Origin of the sequence: Enterobacter sp. 940_PEND, assembly GCF_001059415.1 — a bacterium.
Classification (GTDB): Bacteria; Pseudomonadota; Gammaproteobacteria; order Enterobacterales; family Enterobacteriaceae; genus Enterobacter; species Enterobacter cloacae_M.
Genome location: NZ_JUMS01000143.1, coordinates 1 through 22,801 on the forward strand (window position 1 = coordinate 1; position 22,801 = coordinate 22,801).

Genomic DNA, 22,801 nt, shown 5'->3' on the forward strand with positions numbered 1-22,801 from the left:
TGCTTTAAAAGCAGGCTTTTCAAATTTGGCTCCTCTGACTGGACTCGAACTTCATCTACATCTCCTGTTATTACTGCCTTTGTTAAATATAGCCATATTTTTACCAACATATTTACCATCATTATTGTTTTCTTGTGGTAAAAATGTCAATTAAAAACAATTGGTTGTTGTCATAATCATCTGACTATACGTATCTAAATTTGCTTTCATTATCAACATGATGTTGTCGTTATTTTGTTAAAATAAATGATGAAAAACAATTGGTTATTTTTTATTAAATAAATCATGTTTAGTCAAGGTGAAAGCACTGACCTTCAAGGTGACTTACTGTGCTCACACCATTTTGAAAACCCGCTCCTCTTTTCCACTTTCTCTATCATGTTGAATGGGCTAACGTTTAGGAAACACAAAAGCAATCGGTAGAACAATGACTACACAAAAGGAAATGGAAGAAATCAGGGCAGCGTTATCTTGGTTTGATGTACGCCGATATGATGGCCTTAAAGACCTCACCTTAGAACAAATCTATGCAGAGCTTGAAAGACGGATGTTGGCTTACAAAACAAGACAACAATGGGAAACAGCAGGCAAAGAAAATCAAATGCAAGCGATATACCATGATGCCACAATCCGATGTGGTGATGTGATACTTAAATCAGACTGGATTTCAGACAATCACAGACTGTCGCATAGCTATGCTGTAAGACCAATGACCAGAGTTCAATTGTTCAACTATGGGCGGGCTATGTATCGGCTGGAAACTTCAGAGCAAACAGACCCTGTTGCAGTGAGTTCCGACTACATCTCTGAGTATCTGAAACAAGGAGGCATGAACCCTGCTAACAAGATGCTGATTGAAATTGACTTGGAAGAAGCCAGCAGTGACGATCTCGCAGAACATCTGAAAGTACTGATTGCTCTATGGCAAAAGCACCTGAAAACGCCTAAACCCCCGAAACGAAAATTTAGGTTTGGTCATAAGACCTTTGAAAGAATACTTGATTACAAAGTCATCCCTTTGATGGATTTGATCTCATGGGAACAGCTCTACAACGAAGGTAAGAACATACCTTTCACCATTTTAGCTGACATCCTGCATGGTAATAATGGGGTCAGAAGTAGTGAGAACATCAAAGATACTGATTATGATTACGCGAAAAGTTATCTTGATAACGATGAGTACTTCAAGGTTTTAAATGATTTCTATATTAAAAACAATATGTTGAAGGATTGGGGTATCGTTGATGTGATAACACTTAACGATAAATCCTCGGATAAAAACAAAAAGTAAACACAAGGGATGTTCACAACCTGCGAACATCCCTAAAAAGCGTATCCCTCCAAAAATTTCCGCGAAACTCACGGTTGGTGAACATCCCTAGTTTAGAACTAGCCAAAATCCTAGAATTATCTCCATCGAACAACATACTAAAAAACGAAATATCCAAGATATTACGTAAAAAAAACAGGAGATAATATGGTTCAAAACAAAACAGATAAACATCCGAAACTGATTCGTTTGCCAGAAGTAAAAAGAAGAACAGGGTTTGGTAAAACGTGGATATATACCTTAATAAGAGCGGGTAAATTTCCTAAGCAAGTAAAAACCGGATTGCGCTCTATAGCATTTATTGAAAGTGAGATTGATGAATGGATTTACAAAATCATTTCTGATTCTCGCAATCATATCTAAAAAAGTTTATTAAATAATGAGAGGTTAAGATGAAAAGTAAAAACGTACTGCCTTGTGTGGTGACTGTTACGAATGATGAGACAGAAGTATTTATGGAAATGGCAATAAATAACTTTAGAAAACATCTTCAGGTCATGATTGATTGTATGGGAAATGATTATGAGCGTCATTTTAAAGACCGACTTTATATTGAAGAAGTGATTGGAAAAGTGATCGAACGAACAAAACAAGAGTTTGCTGAATCAATGAAAGATAATAAAGGGAAAGAATATTATCTGTTCTTGGATGAGGTGAGAAGGAATCTGAGAGTTATTTATTCTGCGTATCGTACTAACTATTAATGAGAGGGGGAAATATGAACGAAAAATGTTTAGGCTGGAATGAAATACCCGTTAAAATATCCGCAAGTAATGCTGAGACAGCAAACTTTGCTACTGATGTTGTAAATTTCTACAATGAGTTTATACATTACTTATATTACAATCTAAGGGAGGATGCATTTCTGAAAAAAATGAAGGATGGATTTTACAGGGAGATATTCATAATGGATATTATTAATCTCACGTTACAGGAATGGTTTGAAAGTCCTGAAGAGATAAAGATTAAACACATATCAGTCCCGGAGGTTAAAACTATACTAAGTAGCTATCATGAGTTTTTGATTAAATGTTTTAGTGGGGATGGTTACGTTCTTTATTACAAAAGAATAGAAATCAGCGCAAATAAACAGTCTGTGATGTAAAATAAGAGGTGATGAGATGAGTGAAAAACTGATAAAAGAATCAAGAAAAGTATTCCTGCACCTTGCTGAGTTATTTTATGAAATGAGAATAAATACGCTGAAGGAAACACGGCCTAATGAAGCAGAGATGTTAATGGAGGATGATGCATTCATGGAAGGCATTTATAAAGAGAGCATTAAAAATGCAGGTGCAGCTTTTAAAAAAGTAGTCAGATGGGAGTACTTTGAACAAGGGCATTCAGTAAAAATGGTTGATAAGGAGGTGGTGTTGATAACATTACGTGTTAATCACAAACGAAGATAAAAAGGTTATTTAATAAATCATTTTTAGCCTCATTCATGAGGCAAAAAAATAAAAAAGCAAACAAATATCATTTAATAGTGAGGCGTAACCATGAGTAAAATTTTTGAAATTAAAAGTGTATCTACAGAAACGTTTTATAATATTGCAGAGCGTTCGTTTGAGGCTAGTTGGAAGGTTATGCAGGATATGGCCTCTGATAATGTCTCATACTTGGTATATGATGCGGATTTTATGTGTGTTTTCATCGGCAATGTTATTGAGCATATCAGTAAAAATTTTTACATCATTATCCAATGTGAATGTCTGGAAGGAAAGCTTGAAGAAGTAAACTTTGAAGAGGTAGCGGAACGTCTGGTCCGGCATTCATGGGAGTTTTGTAAATAATATCAAAATAAAAATAGATTAAGAAATCATGGGCAGAGTTGTTATCTACTCACTGATTTAGATTATGTGGCCCCGTAATGGGGCTGTACATCGATTACAAGAGGAATATGATATGAATGATGTGGTATTATACGAAAAAAATGAATCAATGTCTTTTGCTATTTGCACGGTCTTATCATTATATTGCGATTTCATATACGAAATAGCATATGGATTTCATAATGAAGCGGTAATGATCATTGAAAATGAAAAGTGTGTGGGACAGGCACTTAAAATACAAATAAACAATCTATTCGATGATTTCGATTACTACAAAAAAGTGAATGGAACAGAAAAAGTAAAACGGGAAGATATAGATGAAAAAGAACTCTTTAACAAAGTAATGGCAGCACATAACCAAGGAGTAAAAGCGCTAATCATGAAGAATCTTGAGGCCAATCTTCGAGAGAAAGAGGAAGGTTCTGAATATTGGAAGTTAAAAATATTTAATAGGTTTAATGGGATATAGAAGTCAATGTAGGCTTCTATATATTCAGATAAAGAAAGTAGTCATGATCTTTATCTCATCGGAGAAAGTGTTTTTCATGGCTGGATATTTAAAAAATTATTTTATTTTGTTTTTCATTATTTTTTCGACTTCTTTTTTTTGTGATGTAGATAAATTCCTTTTAATCTCTTTCATTTTGTTTTTAAAATTAAGATTATCTCTTTCATCATGCAAGGACTTCATTTTAATATATGCTTCGTCACTGAAAGGATTAAAATCATCATCTGTTTTTTCATCTGAGCAAGGAAAAAGGAAACTTCTGTTAAGATAATCGCGCCTAAGCTCATCGTAAACTTTACCACCATCAATAATTGTTTCATTTTCCTGTGCTTTTTTTATATAGTCTTTCATGTTATATTCTCTAATTTTAGTTAATCGGGTATATATTATATATTATATATTAATATATAAGGGATAAGTGTCAAATTTAATGGAGAGGCATGGATTTAATTATCTATTTTTCTTGTCATGTCTCTATAATTTAGCCTTGCTGAATAACCTCGTTCAATAAACTGTGTTTTATCGTAGCTATAAAGATAATCTGCATCGATTCTTCCACAAGACTTACAAAAAGAGTATTCCCATCTCAAGTTGCATTTCTTAGAAACAGAAAACCTCTCTGTCATTTCTCTACCACATGAACATTGCATGTTATTTCCTCCACTAGAATTATTTCGACGTGTATATCAGATATATTATTTGCGATAATTACCGAATTCATTAAATTAACATTCTGATTTCAGCCGTTTTGCATTTCCATTTTCAATTCTTTTATAACAATCAGCTACTGCCTCGGCAGCCCATTTTCTTTCCTCAATAGAAAATGGATGATTATTACCTTTTATGCCTTTTAAATCAGCACCATTTTTATCACAAGAACATTGCATATCATAACTCTCTTAATTGTTTTTATAGCTTTCAAAAATTAGTGTTCCAGAAAGATCATAAAGTTCAACCTTGCCGACTTTACCTTCATCATTTTTAATGGACATTCGTATTATTCTGGAGTCATGATATTTTTCTAACAAATCAGGTTTATTGGCTAGGTATTTTGCTATTACAGAACGGCTCTTTATATAGTCAAAGCTTGAACATATTGTTCTTTTGAACTCTAAATCAGTTAGGCCGCTTTCCATGATCTTTTTTGTAATGAGTGATTTCAATGGACGCTCAAATTCCTCACGCTCTTTACGCCTTTGTTCCTCTTCTTGTTTACGTCTCAGTTGGTTGAGGAAGTAAAGTTTATCTCTTTCTAATTGTAGTTGGCTTTCTTTATCTTGAATGATGTTCTTGACTACTGATGATGGAATGACTTGAATATTGTTAGGCCAATATCGGTACGGATTATGCTTCTGAATATTTTCAACTGTTAAACGTATTCTATCTACATCGATATTTTTATCAAAAGAGACGATTCTTTTATTACCATCTTTTGAAATTATTTTTGCTGTGTTCTCAAGTTTCTCATTACCTTGTAAGTTAAATGAATTTACAACAGTATTATGTTCTTCATGATAAAAGGACTGTTTTTTACTATCAATATAACATTCAAGAAAAGAATAGAGTTTGAACTCTTCAATGCCAAATGTTTCCTCAAGCATCGTCATATGTTCTGCTAAGACATTCAGAATGTCGTTTTTTGATAGTTTTTCATGAAGTTTTATTTCAAGTGAACCGGGTAGTTTTTTCATTTTCATTCCTTGTTATTATTTAGGAAACAGCTTTTAAGTGGTTAGTGATATTAACTAAATCTTGTCTATTTGCTTCATTTTCTTTTGTTCGTTTATATACCTTGCGGGGTTTATCTATCTTGATACTGTTTTTAGCATTAGGAACTGCATTGTTCTTTTTCTTCTTGCTAAAAATAAAAGCATCTGTATAAATATTTTGAATTACTGTTTCGAGGGCTAATCCTCGTCTTTCCTGTTGAGAAAGATTTTGATAACCATCAGGGTATTGTTCAATCTCAGCCTGAACATTTCTTGCATTGCTTAAATGCTCTTTACGCTTTTCATCAAGTTGATGACTCATACCTTTGGCAAAGATGTTTGAGTTAATATAAAGATGTCCATGATGATCAACGAGAATGCCTTTCTGTTTTAGTTTTTTGAATATGGTTGACATATTACTAGATGCGATGTTCAACGCTTTACAGAGTGATGCCTGAGAAAGGTTAATAAGGTTTCCAAACTCCATGTATTCCAAGATGTAAGTTAATACACGGAATTCATTCTTAGATATGTCCAGATCAGAAAAAACACGAAAGTTAGATGTGAAAGCAAAAACATAAGGCTGGGAAAATGAGATCGCTTTATCTTCTTCTTTGGCGATAACTGTAGTTGATTTAATATCTTTGTTTTGCAGTAAGTGTCTGGCGATATCAATCTTTTGTTCTGTCGTTAATGTATCAAATAAGCGAAGTAGTTCAGTGTCATTAGTATTCATATTTTCTCTCTTATTGTTTTTATTATATATTTTAAATACTATGCACAAAATGGAAAGTCAATAGTAAAACTATAAATAAAATAAGTATTTTATTATTATGATCTTATCATATGTTAAAAAACCTATGTTTAAACATAAGTCTTGCTATGTTTAAACATAGGACGGATCTATGTTTAAACATAGGTATATGCTATGTTTAAACATAGCAAAAAAAGGTGTGAAGCCTTGATTTTATTGGGCTGGGAGGGTGCTTATAATTAAATAATTAGTAAGAAGTTAAGAGAGTCCAGTTTTTCTTTTGTGTTATATATGAGGAGTTTTTCGCAGGGATATGTATTTTTCTTTACACTTATTTCAGCGAAGTGATTGTTTCGTACAATCACTTAGTGCTGCTATTGGGGATATAGTTTTACTATGTGTTAAAGAGCAAATGCTATATTGATTTAGTGCGTTACTATTTCTAGGTGAAAGTAAGGTTATTAGATTTGATAACTCTAGTTTGTAAAATCAATAACCTTTGATATTCAATAGTTCTTATTTTTAATAACCTTTCACTTTATAACCATATGATAATAAAGTTAAAAACAGCTCGTAACATCTAGTACTAATATAGTAAAAGGGAAACTTGTGCCAAATAAATGGCACCATGTTATTTTGCAGCGTTTTCTTTGTGTTTTATTTGCAGCAAAGTGATTGTTTCATACAATCACGAAGTGCTGCCGATGACACGGAAGTATTGTTTTCCTCCTATTTACTGGCGGCTACTGCCGCAATTCTTCATGGATAAATCCATCATTAACAGGGGCAAGCCCTGTTTCAGCAATGTGATTGTTTAGGACAATCACTCAGTGCTGCTATGGGGATATAGTTTTACTATGCGTTTAAGAGCAAATGCTATAACCTTGATTGATTCCTCGTTAATATATAGATAAGGGGCGGAGCCATGAGCGAAAGATCATAAGAAAAGATCTGTTTTCAATATGAGGTTTTAATTAATTTCAAGGTAAAGCTAGCGTATATAAAATCTTAAGAACTAAATCGAATATGAATTGATAAGATTAATTATACTATTATTAGGTCAGCGGCTACTGCCGCAGTTCTTTATGGATAAATCCATCATTAACAGGGGCCAGCCCTGTTCCAGCAATGTGATTGTTTTGGACAATCACTCAGTGCTGCTATTGGGGATATAGTTTTCCTATGCGTTTAAGAGTAAATGCTATAGCCTCGCTGAGTTTCTAGTTGATAGATATAGAGAAAGGGCGTTGCCATGAGCGTAAGCTCATAATAAATGATCTTTTTCGATATGAGGTTTTAATTAAGTTTAAGGTAAAGCTAGCGTATGAAATATCTTTAAAACTAAATCGCACATTAATTTGTAAGATTAATAAGACTATTATCATATTAGCGGCTACTGCCGCAATTTTTTTGGATAAATTCATCATTAACAGGGACCAGCCCTGTTCCAGCAATGTGATTGTTTTGGACAATCACTCAGCACTGCTATTGGGGATATAGTTTACCTATGCGTTTAACAGCAAATGCTATAGCCTTGATGCACTTCTAGTTAATATGATGAGTAAGGGCGAAGCCTATGAGCTTTAGCTCATAAGATGAGAAAGTTTTCAAAAATAATTTATTAAAACAAAAGTAAAGGCAAAATTAAAAAGAACAAAAAAAGCCAGAAGTCAAGGTTGGCTTTAGTAATGCAATCAATATAAAGAAAGAAATTATCAAGAGAAATGATCACAATAAATATATTACTATCTTAGAAGTTCAAACTTGTTAAACTAACAGATTATAAAATTAAAAGGAAAGAAGCCAGATAAACTGGCCTCTTCAGAGTATTGTAATAAATTTTTGGAGTAGTCATTTATTTACTTTTAAACAATAATCAAAAATAAAGTCATTGTCAAATTAAATTATCATTCTCTTGATTAATTCTATTTTATTTAATATATATTAATAAGGCATTGTATTTTTATTTAATCAGAAGAAGAAAATATGGTGAATAACTTGTAATAAATCAAAGGAGTATCAAATGAATAAACTTAATAAAAATAAATGGCGAACAAATGTCTGTGTCCACATTTTCAAAATAATCTTTCCGGCAACAATATTAATTTCAGCAACCACGGTTAACGCAGCAGTCTGTAGCCCGGATGTCAGTTCATCATTAAAACAAGCGCAATATAACGCCATGAAGCAGGATGCGGCTCAGTTAGAGCCGGTAGCGAAGAATTTCATGGATAACATCAATCAATCGCTTGAGACTATTGGCTGTACGGACGCTTGGCCTGTGGGAAACCTCGGCATCAGCCTGCCATCTGTGGATTCAATAATTAAAAAAACGAAGGAAGCAGCAATAAGTAAAGCCTGTTCGATTGCGAGAGAAAAAGTCAGTCAACTGACCGGAAGTATATCCGAAAGTATTTCTATTGATATGCCCGTCCTTGGGAATGTCGCAAGTGGAAGTGTTTCTACAGGAACAGGCTCTTCATCAGGATCGGGAGCAACAGTCAACGGAACCGATGTCTGGAGCAGCATCAGTAATTCAATGAAGTAAGAGGCAAAGGAATGTAATGATGATAAATATAAAGAAAAAAGAAGTATCGATATTATTAGCAATATTAGCTTGCCTGTTATTAACTCAGTCAGCTTATGCCGCCGATTTATTTACTGTCCCGGAGACAGACAAATCAAAGCTGTGGTTTCTGGATATCTTATTCCCCGACAATTTAGCGGATAGTCCCTTAGCCAGCACTATGACGATCCTCAACAGCGCTGTTTTACTGGTTGGAGGAATTTTAGCTGCCTACACACTGATTGCCGGAACCATGTCAACGGCACATGACGGAGAAATGTTGGGTAAGAAATGGTCTTCCATGTGGTTGCCCGTAAGAACTGCATTAGGCACGGCAATGATACTCCCGGCAGCAGGTGGTTTCTGTGCCGCTCAGGTTATGGTGCTGTGGATGATTAATCAGGGAGTCGGTCTGGCAGATACCGTCTGGAATACCTATGCATCCAACCCCTCAGATGGGGCTGTTATCACAACATCGGCGTCTTATCAGGAACTTGACCGTATAGCGAAAACTGCCTTTATCAATAACGTCTGTATGTTGAAGGCGGGTGAATTATGGAAGAAATCAGCAGCAGCCGATCCTTTCCCGCACGTCACGCCTGCGTTTGAAATGACGCCGGAGAAAGGTCCCTATTTATACACATACAGTTATGGGGCCAGAAATGCCGGTAATGATATGAATAAAAATTTACTGGTATCAAAGGCTGCCTGTGGAAGCATCACGCTTACAGACCCCAAGGCCAAAGCTTCTTATGACGAACAGGCGAAAGCTCAGGCTACCATTGCAGGGGGCGGAATGTATATGGCCTATATGCCACAGGATATAAAGACGAATATTTCAGATGTTATTGAGGCACACAATGCCGCATTCATCGACCTCAATAACAGTATGAAAACGCTGGCTGAACAGTATGTAGCCGATAATAATATTGATATTCAGACCGGAATAAACAGCGCAACGGCCTCATATGTATCCATTATTGATACTGCAGTACGAACAGTTTTCTCCACTGGCAACCAGTGGGATGATTTCAAAGAGAATGTCCAGAAAGACGGATGGTTTATGGCTGGCGCATGGAGTATGAAACTTATCCGTGTTCAGGACGCGATTAACGGTGCCGCTCATAATCTTCCTGTCGCTGGGCAAGCGACAATGGAATACGGCGATATATTCGATAACAGCATGAACGCGATTATGGCAAAAGTGGCTCAGGATATGGCGAAATCAACGACAGCTTCAAGATACGCGAATGGGATTGATGCGCAAAACCGGACAGAAGCCAATACCAGCGGTAAAAGTGGCGCTGGCCCTAAAACAGATGATGCCGGAAAAATTGTTTCTTCTCTTCAGAGTGAAGCCAATAAGAGCATTTCTGGTGCAATGGCGGGTTTTCTCAGTTCCAGCGTTATCAATGGCAGAAAACAAGGGAAAATTGTTTCATTTTCAACCGACACAACCGCTGCCAATTTACAGGCGATAAACCCGTTATTAGCCGTTAAAGGGCTTGGGGATACAATCAGTGCTGCTGGCTGGACGTTATTAGGGAGTTCTGCGGTTGTTGGCGCAGGTCTTGGTGCATGGACTTCATGGACTGCAAGCTGGGTATCAGGTGCATTTGGCGCTATGGGCATTGTGATGCCACTGGTTATCCCTTTATGGATAGCTGGTGATACCTTAGCCGTCGTTATTCCTATGTTGCCTTACGTGATGTGGTTTGGTGTTTGCGTAGGCTGGATGATCCTGTGCCTTGAAGCAATGGTCGCAGCACCATTATGGGTAATAACACATTTGCATCCAGATGGTGATGGCGTAGTGGGTCGTGGAGGCGCTGGTTATGGTCTGGTTTTATCGTTAACCATGCGACCAGCACTGATGATAACAGGCTTGATAGCAGCCTATACGATGCTCCCTATCCTTGGTGGGATCGTCAATGAAACATTCTCCGGCGCGTTTGGCATGATGTCAGCCAATGCCGGGATAGGTATCATCGAGTCACTGGCTCTCATTGCTGTTTATATTGCGATGATGTTTACGGTAGTGAAAAAATCACTTTCACTGATTCACATCATCCCTGATGAAATTATGAAGTGGCTTGGTGTTCATGGTGGTCAGAGCATGTCGGGTTACGCACAGTCGGCATCAAAAGGTGTTGAAGGTGCTATGTTTACCAAAACCGTGTTGGATCAGGTTTCTCATACCTCAAATGCGATGGGTAATCAGATCAGGAATGCGCAAATCAACAAAGACCGTGAACAGCAACGTGAGCTTCAACAACAGCAACAGGCCCAACAGGGGAAAGCACAGGCGACTAATAGAGCCAATGATACGGGATCTGCATTCAGAACTCATATGAGTAATGCTGGCCCACTTGATCAGCAGGATGAATATCAGTCTCTTGAAAGTGCTAACTCGGCTTACAATGCAGCTGAGGCAGCAGATGCTATTGGTGACACAGCAGGCGCAGCGGGTTATATGAATGTAGCTCAAAAGGCTGCTAACAGAGCAGTATCATTTGGTGAACATAACAGACCGTTGCTGCCTGTAAGTTTACAGGCCCAAGCTTCACCAATTGAAAGCTTTAAGGCTCCAGATAAAGGGAATGGTAGTGGATCTTCCGGTGGTAGTTCATCATCAAAAGAAGGTAATGATGGAATGTGATATTAAGAGGGCTTAGGCCCTCTTTGATTACAATGGATGTATGATATCCTTTAGTTAGTGTACTATTGTAATTATTTCTGAGTAAATAGTTTTATTGGCAACTATATGCGTGAGGTTGGGAGAATTCAAAAGTAAAGTTTGATGTAGAGCACAATTGAAAGGATGAATAGAAATGTAAAACCCTTAACTTATTGATATGTAGATATTTAATTAGTTTCAATTTTATGCAGTAGTGGTTTAATCTTATCAATAGAATAGATAAAGATGTAGGTTATAAAATTCTTTCTTAATACCTAAATGGGATTATTCATGACTACCACAACTCCAGCTAATAAAATGGTCGGCTTAGAATTAAACAACGAATGGCTTGTTGAAAGAATTATACCAGTAGGAACAAAAACGGGCATCGGAACGGGGGGGAACTTTTCGGTGTCTTATGAAGTGAAAAATAAAAATACAGGAAAGATGGCATTTCTCAAAGCCTTTGATTTTGAAAAGACAATGCAGGAAGCTTTGTCTAAAGGCCACGATTTTATGAAGATAATGTCAGTGCTTACGTCTGATTATCAGTTTGAGGATAAACTAAATGAAATTTGCATTGAAAAAAGAATGCGAAATGTTATTAAAGTTCTTAACAAAGGACAATCGGTAATTGATGGTAGAATAGTACCATATTTAATTATGGAGCTGGCCGAATCCGGAGATATAAGGATGTATGTCGAAAGAACAAAGGATGTCAGCCTTGCAATGAAATTAGGATACCTGAAAGATGTTACAATGGGTATTAGACAATTACACTCTGCAAATATTTCACATCAAGATTTGAAACCTTCAAATGTAATGGTGTTCGATTCTTTAAATGCTAAAGTTGGTGATTTAGGCAGAGCAAGTTTACAAGGTGTACCACATCGTTTTGATAACTTTCCGATTACTGGAGATCAAAATTATGCGCCTCCTGAACAACTCTATGGGCTGATAGCCCCTGAATGGATAAATAGAAGGCAGCGTTGTGATATTTATCAGTTAGGTTCAATAGTTGCTTTTTTATTTACTGGCAGAACCGTTAATAGTTTGATGAGAGAGTTTGTTCCTACAGAAATAGCACCGCCACGTTGGGGGGGGAGTGGGAATCAATACGATCTCGCTTTACCTTATTTAGAGAAGGCTTTTTTTCAAAGCTTAGAGGTATTTGATGGGGTTCATCCAGATTGGTTAGGTTTAGGTTTGAAAAACATAGTGTTGCAGTGTAGTCATCCAAGTTATGAAAACAGAGGAATGCTTAAAGGAGGCGGGATAGCAAAGATAGAATTAGGTTTGGATCGACTTATAACTCAATTCGACCTTTTAATTCAAAAATTGAAGGTTTTTGGTCTCAGCAATAAAATATAAGGAAGCAAAATGAGCCTGTTTGATAAAGAAGAAAGACTATTGCTTCCTGAATGGACGAAGTCAATCGACTCCCTAAAGTCTCCTGAAATTAAACCTTTTAATGGTGGAGATTTTTCCTCATTGTCTGATAATACAGATGACTTATATGAAAATTTTGTTCTTAATAAAAATTTAGGCTCAGCAATAGAGTTGTTAAATGTTGCTTATATAGAAAACCGAGAAGCAGAATCGAGAGTTGCGGCAAGATTTATTGTGCAGGGATTTGATTTACCACCACAAATCCTACAATTTGCTAAATTCATTTTAAGAGGTGGTAAGCATGATAGTGAACCAACTGAAACTCAAAAACCAATCATCTCAATATTAAGAGGATGGTTGCATAATAATCCCAAAGATGCATTAGCATGGCTTGATTTAGCAAGGGCTTACGTATCAATTGGTAAGCTGGATTCAGCTGAGAAAGCTGTTACAGTCGGTACAAATCTATTACCTAATCATCGTTGGATCATTAGAGTTGCTTCAAGATTTTATGTTAATAATAATCAAAGTGATAAAGCCCATTATCTATTGTCTAAGCATCCAATGTTAAAAGAAGATCCATGGTTACTATCAGCCGAGATCGCGGTGGCGGAAAGTTATAATCGCCCTTTGAAAATGGTATCTCAAGCGAGAAAACTTATTGAGTCTGAAAGATTTTCTCCTTTGCATCTTACGGAATTGGAGAGTTCAATAGCGACAATAGAATTGTCTAATGGAGCATTAAAGAAAGCAAAAAAATTATATGTAAGTTCATTACGAAAACCTAATGACAATTCCTTGGCACAAGCAAAGTGGGCAGAAAGGAATGCGAATCTTTCGAATTTAGTTAATAGTGAACTTTTGTTTAGTCAACAAGGTGCATACGAAGCGAAAATGTGGGAGAAATACTATAATTATGATCTTTCTTCTGCTATAGATTTTGGAATTAAATGGTTTGAAGATGAGTCCTATTCTGTTCAACCTGCAATAATGGTTACCTATTTGTCGTCAGTTTTAGACAACTATGCATTATGCTATGAATATGCTGTCAAAGGTTTGGGAATAGACAAGCACGATGAAACGTTAATTTTAAACAAACTATTTTCTGAGATATGTCTCTTGGATAGAGTGGAGCAATGTATTAACTGGGAAAGGGTAAAAGAATGGGAGGGGGCTCTCAAAAGTCTTGCTGCTGTTGATAACGAGAATACGGCTGCCCATGCTAATGCTAACTTGGGCCTTTTGCATTATAAAACAAACAGATTTGAATTAGGTAAAGAGTATTATGCAATTGCCTGTGATCTTTTCTCAAAAAGTAAAAATGCGTCAGGCATTGTAGCAAATATGAATCACTATCGTGAGTGCGTTCTTGCTGATGTTTCATGGAAAGACGAAGTGTTCTATGAAATGGAACAGGCTTATAAAAACAGTCTAGCCAGAAAAGAACCTGCTTTAGTTTATTATTTCATAAAAATGAATATGTTAAAAGAGAATCCACTGAAATGGGATGAAATAAAATCGACGAGTTTAGATTTAAGCAATCTTATTGCGAGAGAAGAAAAAAAAGATAAGATTGTAACTTTCGATTTCGATCCTAAATCACCGAAGATAATAATATCCAAATAACAAATAAGCCTAATGAAATCATTAGGCTTCGTTTTTCATTATCTAATTGCGTAAGCGAAATAATAAATTATCCTTTATTAATAATATGCGGTGTTCAATTGTATCGAACTTCATACTACATTTTTATTGCATGAAATAAATCAGTATTTTTAATGCAAGCATTAGTGCATTATGGGGGGATGTGTGTGGGTAATAAATGTTTGAGAAAACTACTGCGTGATGTGAAAATTGTAAAATTAATTACACGAGGTTGGGTTGGTCACATAAAAAATGGTTGTTTTCCAAGTCTTTAATCTATTCTATTATAATTTTTAATAAAATTGACAAACTGCTTTTAATGGATTAATTAAATAATAGGTAGTGAATAAAGAGGAGTGGGCTGTGAGAGGGGGATTTAAAATAAAAAAATTAAACATAGCGAGCGTAATATGTTTGACAATATTGTATTCAAGTCATGCAGAGGCTGTTTATCCGGTCACAAACTATACTCTGGATCCTTATTTGATGGGGCGATCACCTCAATCTATGGGAAATGGAATAATCGAAACATTAGTTTCAATGAACGACAAACTGGCACAAGCAACCATAACAGCAAATGAGAATCAGAAGAATGCTGTTGTCAGTAATGCAAGTCAGGCAATCCAAGAACAGCGTATGAAAAATATCTTAAACAGAATACCTGATGCCAACGCCTGTGAAGAAGTCACAAGCGCAGGTGGTCGTGGTGCAGCAGGATCGAATACAAGCTCAGCGAAAGAGGCTTTATCTGAAAACAGCGTTAAGATGTTTACGCAAGCAAATACCGGAATAAATGAGGCCAAGAAAAACATCATGGGCAGAGTATCAATAAATGTTTGCTCTGAAGATGATGTGAAATATAACAGAGGTGGGTGCAATGCTATAGGTCAGTATCCTGATAAAGATAAATCGGCATCAAGCCTAATTACACCACCATTATCTACATCAGATGCATTGTCTAATAAGGTTTCGAATCAGTCTTATTCTGTGGAGCAGATTGAAGTTGCTGAAGCGGCAAAAAGAAATCTTATAGGTAACTTGCCTGTTGAACCATTGAAGAACAAAGGGTTAGAAGACACAAATGAAGGTCGAGAATATTTATCCGCCTTTTCGAGCTTTGTCTCCAGAAGCACTGCTGGAACAAACGCCATTGATTCCGTACTGGCAATGAAAAAAGCAAGTAATGTATCAGTGAACTCCAGAGGGGCCAAAATAGGATCCACATTAGGTTCTACGCAGGGAGCAAACCTTGCTTGGTCAGATGCTTCCGTAAAAAACAAGTATGCGACCTTATTTCCCGGCACAACATTCCCGGATAATCCTTCAGAGTGGGAAATGTTAAGATATGAGATCTATTCACGCTATGCAGATACAACAGGTGCTGACGCTTGGCAGGTAAAAATCAGTAGTGCTGATGAAAAAGAAACTGCGCATGAGCAGGCAAGAATGCAGGCACTTGATTTAAGATTACAAATGCTTCAAATCGAAAGAACAGAAGACACAAATATTTTGCTTGCGGCTCTGTTAGGACAACAACTACAACCGGTTGATAAGCAAATGCTGAATAATTTAAAAACTAATGCTACAAGAGCGACTCAGGCAACAAGATAATTGAAGTCATGAATAAAACCGCCAGCGACGGGCCAGCGGATTTGGTAGACTTGGTATGAAGATTATTTGATCTCGAAATCTTCCAGCGTCTTACCGGCTTCGAGGGCAGCAGCGATAGCACGAGGAGTTCGGCCCTGACCTGTCCATGTTTTTTCAGAACCATCGGTATCGATGTATTTATACTTAGCTGGACGTGGGGCGCGCTTCGCTCCGGTCTTGGAAGAAAATGGGCTAACAGTTGAAAGTAATTCTGCCGGGTCTATGCCATCTTCCAACAGCTTCTGACGGAATGCTTCCAGCTTGGCCTGTTTCTCTTCCTGCTGTTTGAGAAATGAGGCTTCTTCTTCACGACGTTCTTCTACAACGATAGTGAGTTTTTCTAACATCTCTTCCAAAGTCTCAAGTGTTAGTTCACGAGCCTGAGCACGGAGAGTACGAACATTGTTGATGATCTTTAAAGCATCAGACATGCGATTTCCCTAATGTTTGTGGTAAAGAATATAAGCAATAACATCATAGTTTTAATCGTTCCTGTGCACAAAATCAATACATTATATGGTATAGACCTCAGATCCATCCTGAGTTCAAATTTTTATTTGGGTTTGGGATTATTTTTAGCTGGGCGGGTTTCTTCAGATGATATATTATCAATGCGATTTTTAAACTTCCTTGAAAATCTATTTTTCTCAATGCATTTTTTCTCGGCCTCTTCCTGATTATTAATGTAGTGTTCGATTGTAATGCCGTTATCCAAGTCATAAATGACAGAAATCAAGATGTTGATATTTTCATCTCTACTGTCATGTGTAATGTCAAACTTAGATATTAGCTTTGATACAACAACGTAATTTGGATGCAAAATAGTTGTCATGATGGTATTCCATAAAATGGATGGTTGATGTATAGGCGTGTTTTTAGGAGACACAGCAGGTTAGTGTCTTATTAAAATAAATATAATGTTATGATCGAATAGTTAATTACTTATTATGGTTTGTTTTTTACCTCTCTATTAGGAAATGGAAACTCAAGATAATCGTCAGCAAGATTATTATCTTTTATGGCATTCCACCATCTTTCTCTATAATCCTGTTGATTACACAAAATTCTTTGTCTTTGCATTTCATCAAGGATGAATTCCTTTTTATCCGGCCATTCCTCCTGAAGTCTGCGAACCGTTCTGAAGAGAATGTTTTTATGTAAAGCTACACGAAAGAAATTTTGTTTATATTCTTCAAGACGTTGCTCATAATCAGCGACAACCTTCTTATGGCTATTGATTGTGTTATTCAACTGCATCTGTATTCTACTAACCCTGTCATTAGCCATAGATGCTTCAAACTGCGACTGTTGAGAATCCAGCCTTGCCTCATTTGCCTGTTGGTAAGAGTCTACAATTTCTCTATTACGTTGCGCCGCATTATAATCATAATTCCAAAACGGATTTTTTCCAGACATAAATATACCTCGATATCAATTATTCTATGTGTATATAATTAAACATTAACTTTATAAAAAGCAAATAATTCTATTAATTAATATCATTAGTCAGATATTTAATTTCCTTTTGTTTAATACTTCGTTTATGGGCCAAAGAAAATATGGTTATTAAATACTTCCACCCATTGCTCGCAAATATAATATGCATGAGATGGAACCCTGAACGTCCAGACTGGATTTAATACATCACCAGTCATAATACAGATCTCGGCATCATCGGATCTGCAATCAGGCAGCGTGTAGTTGATTTCCCTGATGTTGCTATATGGGTATATAAATGTGCTGTTCATATTTTTACGCAATGTCGAAGACATTACGTTTTTCTTTATATTATTTTTACGCAACTGCTTGGCAGTTACGTTTTTCTTTATATTATGGTTAAAGAGAAGAACCGAGCGTTGCATTAAATTAATGGTGAAGCCCGCCTGTTCGTATTCGTAAGACAAAGCAGCATCGCTGAACGAGTCAACAAAAGCGATTTTTTGATCTTTTTCGAAGATTTCCATAAAGCTTTGCTCGTTGTTGTTTTCCATGCTCATCCCTCGCTGTTTTACTGCTTTATCTCAGCCCAGCATAGTCGCCAGTGCCAGCATACTCAAGCAAAATGATCTGTAAAATCGATCGATAAGCTTATATTGATAGATTCTAACGATTAAAAAGGATTTATCGATCGGTTTTTTAATTGCTTTAATCGATCGATATGTTATTTATGATAGCCTGTGACTATCATATGTTTTGTATCGATCGATTTAAACGATGTGACGAACACTAAAAATAATTCAATTCTATCAATTGATTAGACGATAACTCCTGATCTATAGGTCAGTGCGCCGGGATTGGGGTATACGAATCTGACTAAATCCTTGAGGAATAAATGAAAGGACATAACTTCTTACCACTGGCGGTCTCTCTGGTGTTTCTTTCTGGCTGCCAGCAGCTCAACGATGGCGTGAATACAGTTAATGGAGCAATCAGTTCTTCGTTGTCTTCAGTAGGTAAAGCGCTGGGGGGAACTGCCACCACTCAAAGCCTTGGCCCGGTATCGTCTGTATCTGGCCTTGGTGCTGTCTGCAAAGACTATGAAGAAAACGCAATGGCAGCAGAGAAAAAATGGACGGGAAAACGGATCTCAATCGCAAATGCGACTGTTCTTGAAGTTACGAAAGGCAGAAGTGCCAGCGATATGATGACGGGGATGCCTAAATCAGCCCCTAACTATTATCTGCTCTTTAAAACAGCCGATACAAGCTACTGCGGCGGGATGGTCTGGCTGGATTACTACTCCGGCCTTGATGATGCCGTTCTGACTTACAAGAAAGGCCAGAAAGTCAGTGTCACTGGAACAGTCAACAACTTCGAAGTCCGTGGATTCGCTACCGTCAACAATGCCGATATGCCAGTTCGTCTGGTTGTTCTGAGAAACGGCACAATCAACCATTAACTCTGGGATAACACTATGCGTAAATTTTTACTCGTGGCGGGTCTTGCTGCTCTTGTATCGGGATGCGGTGAAAAAGGCGATTTTGAAAAAGCGATCAACGCAAAAATATCACAATCAAAGCTGTGCTACTCCCTGCAGGACAACGATATTGTATTCAATAAAGGTTTTCCAATTAAGGTTAACCGTGGCTACCGTTCTGCCGGATACAGTGCCAGTGATGAAATCCTTAAAGGACTTGTTGAACAAGGGCTGCTCACTGTTTCACAACAGGCAAATGGGTTTAGCAGTGTTGATGTTCTGGAAGTAACTGACAAGGGCCAAGAGGTTGAGTTTTGGAACCGTGAGAATGGTGCCTGCGTCGGTCACCGGGTAGTTGATGAAGTGAAGGAATGGACTGAACCGGGAAACGGTAATCAGAAAATTGTTCGCGTGTCTTATACATGGAAGTTGGCGGATGTTCCTGCATGGGTGGACAAAAAAGCGTTCTCCAGCGTCAAGGGTATGAATGAACCTGAAGAGAGCATGATTAATCTTGTTAAAACCAGCAATGGCTGGAAAGCTATCTAAGGGGCTATCATGGAAAACAAAACTATTCAGTGTCCTTTTTGCCTAAAAGAAAGTCAGAGAGGCGTCCATGTCTGCACCGGCTGCATGGCGACGGTTCTGTATGGAACCTTCCCCGGCTGGTATGCTTTCGTGGTTATATTATTGACCTTCGGCCTGTCTATACTGATCGGAATGTCTACAGGTATGGCGGGAGCTACTATCAGCCTACCAATAATTGCGGCTGTTGGGTTTGTCGCAGGTAAGGCAATTTTCTCTGATAATGTTGTGTTCAGGAGAAGAATGTAATTTTTAAGGGGCTGGACATTTCATTGACCAGCCCCAGAAACTTAAACATCAGGCACTGAAGATAGGATTGTTATTATCTCCTTAATGGTTGTATCAAGCTGTTCCATGAAATGTTTTTTTAGGGGAGGCATTCGAGGTATTTCTTTCGAGATTTTATTTTGTAACTCAATCCAAAACTCCTCTTCAATTTTCAGATATTTATATGCTCTCAGACCATTGAGAGTATCTCTCGAAGTATAACGTTCTTTTATAATATGATTAAAGTACGACGTTATGTAATTACTTGAGTGCAACAAGACCTTCACTAAGTCTTCAGCATTTAATCTATTGAAAAATGGCTTAAACTGATTTTCAGTATATAAAATATTGATCAGCTCATCCTTGTTTCCTTGTGCAAGATATGTGAATATTTCATTTGCTCTGATGATTTCTGCTTGGTGCTTTAATTCGTCAGAGATAGATTTGCATTCAGACCTGAGTAAATTAAATAGTTTTCTAAAGTCTTCATCTGAATCATTGTAGTAGCTATAGCCAGTATTGTTTCCAAAGACTATATCTTCAAAAGAGCGATTATTCAAAATAGCCCAACCATCTTTATAGGTCTTAATGTATTCATAAACTGTATTGTTTATTTCATCGATTTCCTTACTAATTAGAGAATTTTTTGAGAAGTAAATTATTAAGGCTAATTTATGTAAGTAAACCTGATGCTCTTCCTTCTGAAGAGAGTCGAACTCCAAAACTAGCTGATTGGTAAGAGAAATAAATTGTTCTTCATTCAGTGTGCTAAAATTCCATAATTTGAACCAGAGAGGATGTTCATTGTTTTTTTGTTGTTTAAAATATACAAGTTCATCAGTTGCTGACTTTAAATTACTTGCATCACCCTTGAATAAAATATCAGCCCATAGATCACCTACATACAAGTTCCTGTAACTAATGTCATATTTATAAAATGCATTATTAGAACCATCGCTATTGTCTTTTTCACTTTGGAATGGCTCATTATTTCTTAATTTTTCCTCACTTAGCTCACCACTTTTCATTTCTAATGATAAGGCAAAGAAAACGCGTATTAACAGCGATGAATACTCTTCATTTTTAAATTTTTCTTCATCGATATAATTTGCTATGTATCCAAAATCTAAAATACTTTGCTTTAGTTTTCTGAGATTTGTATCATCTGAGCGTATATAGATATTTTTAATGACATCTCTATGTCTCTTTAATGGCGCACATTCTGATTCATCGAGGAAGCCATCCAAAACATTATCAATATTATGTTTAATTTGGAATGTTTTTCCTATAACTTTTTCTTTAAATTTTGAATAAATATCCGTATTTTTATCCTCGGATGATTTATCCTTTTCATGTAGAATTTTTTCATTAGCTATGAGAATGACTTTAACCTTTGAAATTTCGACAAGATAATTAACATACCCGAGAATTTCTTTTAACGGGATATCAGTGCGTTCAAGATCATCTAATGCGATAATGATCTCTCCGCTATCCGTATTAGTAGAGAATATTTCTCTGAATTTTATTTTATCTAAACTTGTATTAATATCTACATCCGGTTTGCTATCGCCATTTATATCTATCTTACAACCGAGCTTTAATGCTCCTTTTAGAATATTACCTGCTAACTTAGTATATCTGTGGCCTAAAAGTGGGTGTAATGATTGGAAAATCATTTCATCAATACTGGATGTGGTTTTAAAGCCGAATAAACTTATTTTTATTATTTTATTTCCAGACTGACTATCAATGGCATTTTTATTATATTCCTTTATGAAATTTTCTATAAAATAGGTTTTCCCAGCTCCCCACCCGCCAGTAATCATGAAAGCATATTCTGGAGTGCTTGTATTTAAGTAATAATTTAAATTATCGATTATATGATTATTAAGATCCATTTTTAACAAACCATTCGCTGTAAAGTGATTTTACATTCTACATCGAAAGTTTTTTGTTGTCATTTGTTATTAATAATATTAGATATTGAAAACATGGACTTAGGAGTAAATACAATACGAATAGAGGATGTATGGATATTGCCCCTATTGACATCTCTCGATTGATTTATTATTCCCCATAGTAAAGATAACAAAAATAGCAGAAAAATGAAGCTAAATGTTTGTGACGATTACTGAGTGATCTGAGTGAATAAAACGTTTAGTTTTATTATTCTTATAAATAAAATAGGAGAAAATCATGTTCCAAACAAAAAAAGAAAAAGATCAGATACTTTTAACTGATCTTCAACAATATATTTTACATAGTATGAAAAACGAACCGCCAATCATTGATGTATATACTGGCAAAGTTGTTGGAAATCAGGTGGTGACAATTCCTCATAGTGTTTACCTTCACCAGTTATATCAATGCCAAAAGATATTATATTTGATGCAACAGTAATAGGCACAAAAGAATACCACCAAGTAGATGCTTTGGATTTAATCAATATATCTTTTTCGTGAGTTGGACCGATGCCATCAAAACCAACAGGAAAATAAGCAGCAATGGAAAGCCCGCGTAATAAATCTGGGCTGTTTTTATAGTATTCACTGGCGGATACAATATCTAGCCCTGTAGGGGCTATAGTGATTCTGCATTTTATGTTATTGATGGAATGAAGCCTGTCATTGATTATGGTGTAATATTTTAATGTTTCAGCCTGTTTTAGAGTGATTTCTCTACCATCTGGTAAACCGTGCCCAACGGGATCTTTGTCTGTAGTCAAACTAACTGCTGAGTTTTCCATAACAACACCATTGGATGAGAGAAACCGTCCTAGCAAGATAGAACCATCAGCTACAATCTTTTCAGCAGCTTTCTGCGATGTAAAATGGTAAAGGTACTGCATTTGGTTATCCTCGTTGTTTGAATCAATAGGGATAGAACCATAGAAGGCTTCTTATAGTCAATGCAGAAAATCAGGTGATCTTGACCCTCCATCTCCGAACAGCTTTTGTATCTTAAGTTAACGAT

Annotated in this window: 25 protein-coding genes; 15 read left to right on the forward strand and 10 right to left on the reverse strand. The window is 36.5% G+C overall.

Features of this window, described 5'->3' with window-relative positions:
* Nucleotides 1–427: 427 nt before the first annotated feature.
* The 7 genes from ADJ24_RS20180 to ADJ24_RS20210 all read left to right on the forward strand — a co-directional run bounded on the left by ADJ24_RS20180 (nt 428) and on the right by ADJ24_RS20210 (nt 3,631).
* The gene (locus ADJ24_RS20180) at nt 428–1,291 is read left to right on the forward strand and encodes a DUF6387 family protein (protein WP_045354310.1); all 864 of its coding nucleotides are present in this window, start codon (nt 428–430) and stop codon (nt 1,289–1,291) included.
* 186 nt (nt 1,292–1,477) lie between these two features.
* Entirely contained in the window at nt 1,478–1,693 is a 216-nt protein-coding gene (locus ADJ24_RS20185) for a helix-turn-helix transcriptional regulator (RefSeq protein ID WP_000250489.1), read from the forward strand.
* 29 nt (nt 1,694–1,722) lie between these two features.
* The gene (locus tag ADJ24_RS20190) at nt 1,723–2,034 is read left to right on the forward strand and encodes a hypothetical protein (RefSeq protein ID WP_001515481.1); all 312 of its coding nucleotides are present in this window, start codon (nt 1,723–1,725) and stop codon (nt 2,032–2,034) included.
* Between the two features lie 14 nt (nt 2,035–2,048).
* Nucleotides 2,049–2,435 (forward strand): hypothetical protein, encoded by a 387-nt coding sequence (locus ADJ24_RS20195; RefSeq protein WP_048703538.1) that lies wholly within the window; start codon nt 2,049–2,051, stop codon nt 2,433–2,435.
* Between the two features lie 16 nt (nt 2,436–2,451).
* Nucleotides 2,452–2,739, forward strand: a complete 288-nt coding sequence (locus ADJ24_RS20200; protein ID WP_044348080.1) for a hypothetical protein — start codon at nt 2,452–2,454, stop codon at nt 2,737–2,739.
* A gap of 90 nt (nt 2,740–2,829) precedes the next feature.
* Nucleotides 2,830–3,123, forward strand: coding sequence for a hypothetical protein (locus ADJ24_RS20205; RefSeq protein WP_000034418.1), 294 nt, complete (start codon nt 2,830–2,832; stop codon nt 3,121–3,123).
* Nucleotides 3,124–3,235: 112 nt separating this feature from the next.
* On the forward strand, nt 3,236–3,631 hold the full coding sequence (locus ADJ24_RS20210; protein ID WP_024176586.1) for a hypothetical protein: 396 nt from the start codon (nt 3,236–3,238) through the stop codon (nt 3,629–3,631).
* A 96-nt stretch (nt 3,632–3,727) separates the two neighbouring features.
* Here ADJ24_RS20210 and ADJ24_RS20215 read toward each other — a convergent pair whose 3' ends face one another.
* From ADJ24_RS20215 to ADJ24_RS20225, 4 genes are all read right to left on the reverse strand, one after another.
* Complete coding sequence (locus tag ADJ24_RS20215; RefSeq protein ID WP_020239711.1) at nt 3,728–4,021, reverse strand: hypothetical protein; 294 nt, start codon at nt 4,019–4,021, stop codon at nt 3,728–3,730.
* A gap of 374 nt (nt 4,022–4,395) precedes the next feature.
* Complete coding sequence (locus ADJ24_RS25315; RefSeq protein ID WP_154292205.1) at nt 4,396–4,557, reverse strand: hypothetical protein; 162 nt, start codon at nt 4,555–4,557, stop codon at nt 4,396–4,398.
* Between the two features lie 12 nt (nt 4,558–4,569).
* Complete coding sequence (locus tag ADJ24_RS20220; protein ID WP_048703552.1) at nt 4,570–5,361, reverse strand: hypothetical protein; 792 nt, start codon at nt 5,359–5,361, stop codon at nt 4,570–4,572.
* A gap of 19 nt (nt 5,362–5,380) precedes the next feature.
* Nucleotides 5,381–6,115 (reverse strand): replication/maintenance protein RepL, encoded by a 735-nt coding sequence (locus ADJ24_RS20225; protein WP_048703555.1) that lies wholly within the window; start codon nt 6,113–6,115, stop codon nt 5,381–5,383.
* Between the two features lie 2,041 nt (nt 6,116–8,156).
* Here ADJ24_RS20225 and ADJ24_RS20235 point away from each other — a divergent pair.
* The 5 genes from ADJ24_RS20235 (at nt 8,157) to ADJ24_RS20255 (ending at nt 16,020) form a co-directional block, all read left to right on the forward strand.
* Nucleotides 8,157–8,681 (forward strand): hypothetical protein, encoded by a 525-nt coding sequence (locus ADJ24_RS20235; RefSeq protein WP_048703562.1) that lies wholly within the window; start codon nt 8,157–8,159, stop codon nt 8,679–8,681.
* Between the two features lie 16 nt (nt 8,682–8,697).
* The gene (locus ADJ24_RS20240; RefSeq protein ID WP_048703566.1) at nt 8,698–11,358 is read left to right on the forward strand and encodes a DotA/TraY family protein; all 2,661 of its coding nucleotides are present in this window, start codon (nt 8,698–8,700) and stop codon (nt 11,356–11,358) included.
* A gap of 309 nt (nt 11,359–11,667) precedes the next feature.
* Nucleotides 11,668–12,747, forward strand: coding sequence for a protein kinase domain-containing protein (locus tag ADJ24_RS20245; RefSeq protein WP_048264298.1), 1,080 nt, complete (start codon nt 11,668–11,670; stop codon nt 12,745–12,747).
* A 9-nt stretch (nt 12,748–12,756) separates the two neighbouring features.
* Entirely contained in the window at nt 12,757–14,391 is a 1,635-nt protein-coding gene (locus ADJ24_RS20250; protein WP_048703570.1) for a tetratricopeptide repeat protein, read from the forward strand.
* Between the two features lie 381 nt (nt 14,392–14,772).
* Nucleotides 14,773–16,020, forward strand: coding sequence for a hypothetical protein (locus ADJ24_RS20255; protein ID WP_048264296.1), 1,248 nt, complete (start codon nt 14,773–14,775; stop codon nt 16,018–16,020).
* Between the two features lie 62 nt (nt 16,021–16,082).
* Here ADJ24_RS20255 and ADJ24_RS20260 read toward each other — a convergent pair whose 3' ends face one another.
* The 4 genes from ADJ24_RS20260 to ADJ24_RS20275 all read right to left on the reverse strand — a co-directional run bounded on the left by ADJ24_RS20260 (nt 16,083) and on the right by ADJ24_RS20275 (nt 18,050).
* A complete protein-coding gene (locus tag ADJ24_RS20260) occupies nt 16,083–16,490 on the reverse strand; it encodes an H-NS family nucleoid-associated regulatory protein (protein WP_048703573.1) in 408 nt (135 codons plus the stop codon).
* A 122-nt stretch (nt 16,491–16,612) separates the two neighbouring features.
* Nucleotides 16,613–16,891, reverse strand: coding sequence for a hypothetical protein (locus ADJ24_RS25635; protein WP_223584468.1), 279 nt, complete (start codon nt 16,889–16,891; stop codon nt 16,613–16,615).
* 113 nt (nt 16,892–17,004) lie between these two features.
* Nucleotides 17,005–17,475 carry a hypothetical protein gene (locus tag ADJ24_RS20270; protein WP_048703575.1) on the reverse strand — a complete coding sequence of 157 codons (471 nt, stop codon included), beginning with the start codon at nt 17,473–17,475 and terminating at the stop codon, nt 17,005–17,007.
* Nucleotides 17,476–17,600: 125 nt separating this feature from the next.
* Complete coding sequence (locus ADJ24_RS20275; protein ID WP_048703578.1) at nt 17,601–18,050, reverse strand: hypothetical protein; 450 nt, start codon at nt 18,048–18,050, stop codon at nt 17,601–17,603.
* A 341-nt stretch (nt 18,051–18,391) separates the two neighbouring features.
* Here ADJ24_RS20275 and ADJ24_RS20280 point away from each other — a divergent pair, with 341 nt between their 5' ends.
* The 3 genes from ADJ24_RS20280 to ADJ24_RS20290 are packed head-to-tail and all read left to right on the forward strand — an operon-like array spanning nt 18,392 to nt 19,810.
* The gene (locus ADJ24_RS20280; RefSeq protein ID WP_048703582.1) at nt 18,392–18,958 is read left to right on the forward strand and encodes a hypothetical protein; all 567 of its coding nucleotides are present in this window, start codon (nt 18,392–18,394) and stop codon (nt 18,956–18,958) included.
* Between the two features lie 15 nt (nt 18,959–18,973).
* A complete protein-coding gene (locus ADJ24_RS20285; RefSeq protein ID WP_016240046.1) occupies nt 18,974–19,525 on the forward strand; it encodes a lipoprotein in 552 nt (183 codons plus the stop codon).
* A gap of 9 nt (nt 19,526–19,534) precedes the next feature.
* Entirely contained in the window at nt 19,535–19,810 is a 276-nt protein-coding gene (locus ADJ24_RS20290) for a hypothetical protein (protein WP_000428933.1), read from the forward strand.
* Nucleotides 19,811–19,851: 41 nt separating this feature from the next.
* Here the strand turns inward: ADJ24_RS20290 and ADJ24_RS20295 are convergent, their stop codons facing one another.
* Nucleotides 19,852–21,726, reverse strand: a complete 1,875-nt coding sequence (locus ADJ24_RS20295) for a P-loop NTPase fold protein (protein ID WP_048703589.1) — start codon at nt 21,724–21,726, stop codon at nt 19,852–19,854.
* A 386-nt stretch (nt 21,727–22,112) separates the two neighbouring features.
* Entirely contained in the window at nt 22,113–22,676 is a 564-nt protein-coding gene (locus ADJ24_RS20300; protein WP_001548714.1) for a hypothetical protein, read from the reverse strand.
* Nucleotides 22,677–22,801: the final 125 nt, after the last annotated feature.